The following is a 5098-nucleotide window of genomic DNA, read 5'->3' as shown; positions in this document are numbered from 1 at the left end:
TTTATCAAGACGAAGAGAGCGGCGACGAGAGCTCGCACCTGTTTTCTTACGTGGGCTCTAGCGCTATAACGCGGCTAAATTTTATACTGCTGGGCAAGGAGTACGAGGCGGTGGGCTTTAGCAACCCGCCTTACGCATTTATCAGGCCGCCGTTTTTCGACGATCTTTTCGCAGACGAGATATCTATGTTAGAAAAGATGGGTGCAGACGGCAAGATAACTAGGCGCGAGGCGTTTAAATTTTTCACGCGCTACTGCTCGCAGCCGGTTCTTGACTCCGCGCTAAAGCGTATCGCTAAAACGGACGGCGCGCAAACCGAGGCCGCAAACGCCGTGATAGAGGCCTGCGAAGGCTACGTCTCAAGGGGCGCGGCGAGCAAACTGGGCGATACGATGAAAAAATGCCTGGATAAAATCTCTCCCGTTTACTCGCCTGCGGTTTGGTTCGGGCTGGGCTCGGTGTTTTGGCTGATTGCGCTAGTTTTTACGGCAGGATTTTTGGGCGAAAATTTAGCCGAGCGCTACATCATGGCGCCTATTTATACGCTTATATTTTTGGCTATTTGCGCGGGCACGGCTTGGTGCGTCTTAGCACCCCTTAGCGCGCTGGTTACGCTGATCCGCCGTAGTGCCGTGCCTAAAGAGTACCGCCAAAGCATGCGAAACAAAGAGGCTTTTGCTCTGTTTTTTAAAATTTTAGCGGGCTTTGGTGCGGTCGGCGCGATCTACGGCGCGATATCAAGTTTTGGTTACGCTCCGACTCTTATGCAGCTTGACGAGCGCTTTGAGGCGTCGCGCAGCCTGGAGGCCAAATTTCGCGAGATGACGGCTAAATTTGACGGCTCAAACGAGACGGCGCGCGAAACAAACTCCACCGACGACGCTAAAACCGCGCCGCAGATGACGCAAAAAGAGAAAATTTTATACGTGCAAAAGGCTATCGGCGTCAAGGCCGACGGTATAATGGGGGCGCGCACTCTCAAAAAGGCGCAGGAGTTTTTGGACGCAAATTTAACTAACGCGGATGAAATTTACGAAGCCGTAAAAGCAAAAGAAGCAAGCCGCGCAAAATGATTGATTATAACTCATTTTAGGAGGATAAAATGCCGAAAATCAACTGGGACGGAAGGTCTGCGGGCAACGGCGCTTGGGTATATGAGGGCAACGAGCTAAAGCCCAAATACGGCGCAACCACGCACAATACGTTTGAATTTGACGGCGGCGTGCTAAAGCCTAAAACTGGAGCCAACTCCTCTAACACATTTGAGTTTGACGGGAGAAAAATAAAACCCAAATACGGCGCAAACTCAAGCAACACTTGGGTGATACAAGGCAATGTCGTTAAGCCCGATTTTGGTTCAAACTCTAGCAACACCTACGACATAAACGGGGCTCCCATCGCCGTCATAATAGGGCAAGTCTGCCTAAAACTGTGGTAGCGCGGGACAAGATACGAGTCGTTTGTTTTAAAAATTACGGTTTTGGCGCGCGGCGCGGTAAATTTGACTCGGCTTAAATTTAGCGCTCAATTTTAGCGCCCGCCGCAAACTAAAATTTAAAACAGATCCGCGTTTTTGTCGCTATTCCAGACGTACTCCATCGCCCGAGCGATACGCTGCGCCCGTTTGTTTATCATTTTTACTTGCTTTTTGGATGGATTTTACGCGAATTTTGGTTAAATTTCGTCTTAAATTTTATAGTGGACTTTTGATTTGAATTTTAAAAGCAAGTTTTTGATATAAATCATCAAAATTTTACGCTAATTATGATAACATTTCCCAAAAATAAAGGAGAAAAAATGAATAACGATCACGTAACCAAAACAGAACCTAAGCGCCCGCTAAGCAAGCTAGTTCGCGTTTGCGACGCCATTGCCGTGATGTTTTACCTTGTTATCGTGGGCGGATTTTACCTCTACATCGGCCGCAACGTCGGCGTGCAATACGACTACTACGAAAAGCCTTTTGTTTTTTGCTTACCTTACGTCATCTGGTTTGCGACGACGCTAGCGATGATTTACGTTGCCTTGGTGCGCGAAAAGCTTAAAACGCTCTAAACGACGATAAATCTGTCGCCCAAAACCGCTGAATTTATAAAATTTGCGATTTTTGGCAGTAAAATTTGCATCGTTTTGGATTATTTACTTGTTTTTAGCCATAAATCAGAAATCTTCCGACTATCAGACTAAATTTGCTCTTTTTATACCCGTGCTTTTGAACGGCTAATTTTGTAAATTTGTTTTTCACGCATCTTTTAGGTACAGCGCCTCGAAATTTGACTCGGTTTAAATTTAGCACTCAAATTTAAGCAACCGCCGCAAGCTAAATTTTAAAACAACTCCGCGTTTTTGTCGCTATTGTAGACATACTCCATCGTCCGAGCGATCCTCTGCGCTTCGTCCAGCCCGTGCATATCGGCGATAAAGCCTAGAGCTGCGTCGATACCAGCGCTCACGCCCGAGCCGGTGTAAAATTTCCCGCTAACGCACCACCTGGCCCCGCGTATCCAGCGCACGCCAGGAGCCTCTGAGGTCACCCACTGCCATGATAGTTTGTTGCTAGTAGCTTCCATGCCGTCCAAAAGCCCGGTTTTAGCTAGCAAAACCGAGCCCGTGCATACCGAGATCACATACCCGTGCCTGCGCGCTAGCTCGCCTAGAACGGCTATAAACTCGGCCTCATGCACAAGCTCCCTAGCCGCAAAACCGCCCGGCACGAGCAAGACGTCAAATTTAGCTATCTCATCTAGCTTTCGCGTCCAAATTTTAGCGCCTTCATAGCGATCCTTTATCGATTTTAGTTTCAAATTTAGCCCAAATTTGATTACGAGCGGCTAAAATTTAATGAGATTTTTCGCATTTGCGAGGTAAAATTACAAAATCATTTTAAATCAAATTTTTAAGGAAAGACGATGCTAAGCGACAGAGAAATAGAAGCGAGCGCAAAGCCGCAAAATATCGTAAAAATCGGCGCAAAACTGGGGCTAGGCGAGGAGGCGCTAGACACCTTCGGCAAGCTAAAAGCCAAGATCGAGCCGCGACTAGGCAGCGCGACGGGCGCAAACCTCATCCTAGTTACCGCGACCAATCCGACGCCCTACGGAGAGGGCAAAACGACCGTGACCGTCGGGCTATCTGACGGCTTAGCGCGTATCGGCAAACGCGTGTGCGCCGCGCTTAGAGAGCCGAGCCTGGGGCCGGTTTTCGGTATAAAGGGCGGAGCGACGGGCGGCGGCTACTCGCAGGTGACGCCGAGCGAGGATATCAACCTGCACTTTAACGGCGACTTTCATGCTATCACCTCGGCAAACAACCTCATCGCAGCGATGCTAGATAACCACATCCACCACGGTAACGCGCTAAATATCGACCCTGCGCGCGTCGTTTTCAAACGCTGTATGGATATGAACGACCGCTCGCTAAGAGAGATAGAAATCGGCCTTGAAAAGAGCAATAAATTTACCCGCAAGGACGGCTTCGTAATCACGGCCGCTAGTGAAATAATGGCGATACTGTGCCTAGCGACCGATCTAAAAAATCTAAAAGAGCGCGTAGAAAACATCGTCGTCGCCTACGATAAAGATGGCGGCCTCGTGCGCGCAAAATCCCTAAACTGCGCCGACGCCGTCTGCGTCCTGCTAAAAGAGGCGATAAAACCAAACCTCGTGCAAACGCTTGAGGGCACGCCCGTGCTCATCCACGGCGGACCGTTTGCAAATATCGCGCACGGCTGCAACAGCGTGATCGCGACCAAAACTGCGCTAAATTTAGCGGGCTACGTCGTGACCGAGGCGGGATTTGGCGCTGAGCTAGGGGCGCAAAAGTTCCTCGATATCAAGTGCCGCACCGCAAATCTCGCGCCAAAATGCGTCGTGCTAGTAAGCACCATCCGCTCGCTAAAATATAACGGCGGATGCGATAAAGACGGCATCTCGCAGCCAAATTTAGACGCGCTAAAGCTAGGCGGCGAAAACCTAAAAGCCCACATAGAAAATCTCAAAAATTTTAACCAAAACGTCATCGTCGCGCTAAATAAATTCGCGACCGATACGAACGAGGAGATAGCCCACGTGCGCGCTCTTTGCGAGGAGTCGGGGGCTGAGTTTAGCGTGTGCGAAGGCTTTTTAAAGGGAAGCGCCGGCACGGAGGATCTGGCTAAAAAAGTTGCGCAAATCTGCGAAAAGCCGGCTCGCGAGATAACCTTCACGTATGGGCCCGCCGACCCCATCAAAACCAAGATCGAAAAGATCGCGACTAAAATTTACGGCGCAAAAGAAGTGGTCTTTAGCCAGCGCGCGCAAGCTGATCTAGCCGAGATTTCGCGTCTAGGCTTTGACGGCTTGCCCGTTTGCGTCGCAAAGACGCAGTATAGCTTTAGCTCGGACGCTAAGCTGCTAGGACGACCGAAGGGCTTTAGCTTCGAGGTTAGCGCGCTTGAGATCCGCGGGGGAGCGGGCTTTATCGTAGCGGTTAGCGGATCGACGATGCTGATGCCGGGACTACCAAAAGTACCTACTGCCGAGCAGATGAGAGCGGAGTAAAACGAGCTCCGATCTGTCAAATTTGATTGTAAATTTGGCTAGTCGGCGGAGTTTGATTTCTGAAAAAAGGCGAATTTGACGGAGATTTGATGTCAGGTTCGCCTTTTTAAATTTGACTACTTCGTCCTTTAAATTTGCCGTCAAATTTAAAACGCTAAATTTAGCAAACGCCCACTCTGGCTCGTAAATTTTAGATTTTATCGCAACGCTGTTCGTGCGAGATTTTTATCTTACCATCCATACATCGCCGAAACGCAAAATCAAATTTACCCGCTCAAAGCCGCTTATCATCCTAGCGCCAAATTTGCGCTATTTTACGGCGTTTTAAATATCTAAATTTAACGCTCGAAATTTGCCGTAAATATTGGCAGAATCGACGTAACGTATTTTGGCGTTTTAATCAAATTTTCCCAAGCAAGCCAAAAAGAAGTGCGTAAGACGGCGCTAAATTTTCACCTTCTCCCACGGCTCGATTTCACCATCGACCTCTTTAAAAATGCTTGCGATTTCTATATTTTTTACGCTTAAATTTCGCTCGTAAGCCTTGATGTCGCGTGATT

General features: G+C 48.7%; 4 protein-coding genes and 1 pseudogene. 4 read left to right on the top strand and 1 reads right to left on the bottom strand.

Annotation, left to right across the window (positions count from 1 at the left end):
• The 3 genes and pseudogenes from Q0314_RS08940 to Q0314_RS08930 form a co-directional block, all read left to right on the top strand.
• A pseudogene (locus Q0314_RS08940) lies at positions 1 to 1073 on the top strand (hypothetical protein); the annotation flags it as partial.
• Positions 1074 to 1102: 29 nt separating this feature from the next.
• Entirely contained in the window at positions 1103 to 1438 is a 336-nt protein-coding gene (locus tag Q0314_RS08935; RefSeq protein WP_298058370.1) for a hypothetical protein, read from the top strand.
• Between the two features lie 359 nt (positions 1439 to 1797).
• Entirely contained in the window at positions 1798 to 2055 is a 258-nt protein-coding gene (locus Q0314_RS08930) for a hypothetical protein (protein WP_298058369.1), read from the top strand.
• Positions 2056 to 2327: 272 nt separating this feature from the next.
• On the opposite strand, the gene Q0314_RS08925 is transcribed toward Q0314_RS08930, so the two are convergent.
• Positions 2328 to 2804 (bottom strand): DJ-1/PfpI family protein, encoded by a 477-nt coding sequence (locus Q0314_RS08925; RefSeq protein ID WP_298058367.1) that lies wholly within the window; start codon positions 2802 to 2804, stop codon positions 2328 to 2330.
• A gap of 105 nt (positions 2805 to 2909) precedes the next feature.
• Between Q0314_RS08925 and Q0314_RS08920 the strand changes: the two genes are divergently transcribed.
• On the top strand, positions 2910 to 4538 hold the full coding sequence (locus Q0314_RS08920) for a formate--tetrahydrofolate ligase (protein WP_298058365.1): 1629 nt from the start codon (positions 2910 to 2912) through the stop codon (positions 4536 to 4538).
• Positions 4539 to 5098: the final 560 nt, after the last annotated feature.

This window comes from uncultured Campylobacter sp., from assembly GCF_938040115.1.
Taxonomy (GTDB): Bacteria; Campylobacterota; Campylobacteria; order Campylobacterales; family Campylobacteraceae; genus Campylobacter_A.
This window is presented reverse-complemented; position numbering and strand designations above follow the sequence as displayed.

What these genes read in the sequence shown, in the direction of transcription:
- Q0314_RS08935 (WP_298058370.1), top strand. Translation starts at nt 1,103, where the DNA reads ATGCCGAAAATCAACTGGGACGGAAGGTCTGCGGGCAACGGCGCTTGG.
- Q0314_RS08930 (WP_298058369.1), top strand. Translation starts at nt 1,798, where the DNA reads ATGAATAACGATCACGTAACCAAAACAGAACCTAAGCGCCCGCTAAGC.
- Q0314_RS08920 (WP_298058365.1), top strand. Translation starts at nt 2,910, where the DNA reads ATGCTAAGCGACAGAGAAATAGAAGCGAGCGCAAAGCCGCAAAATATC.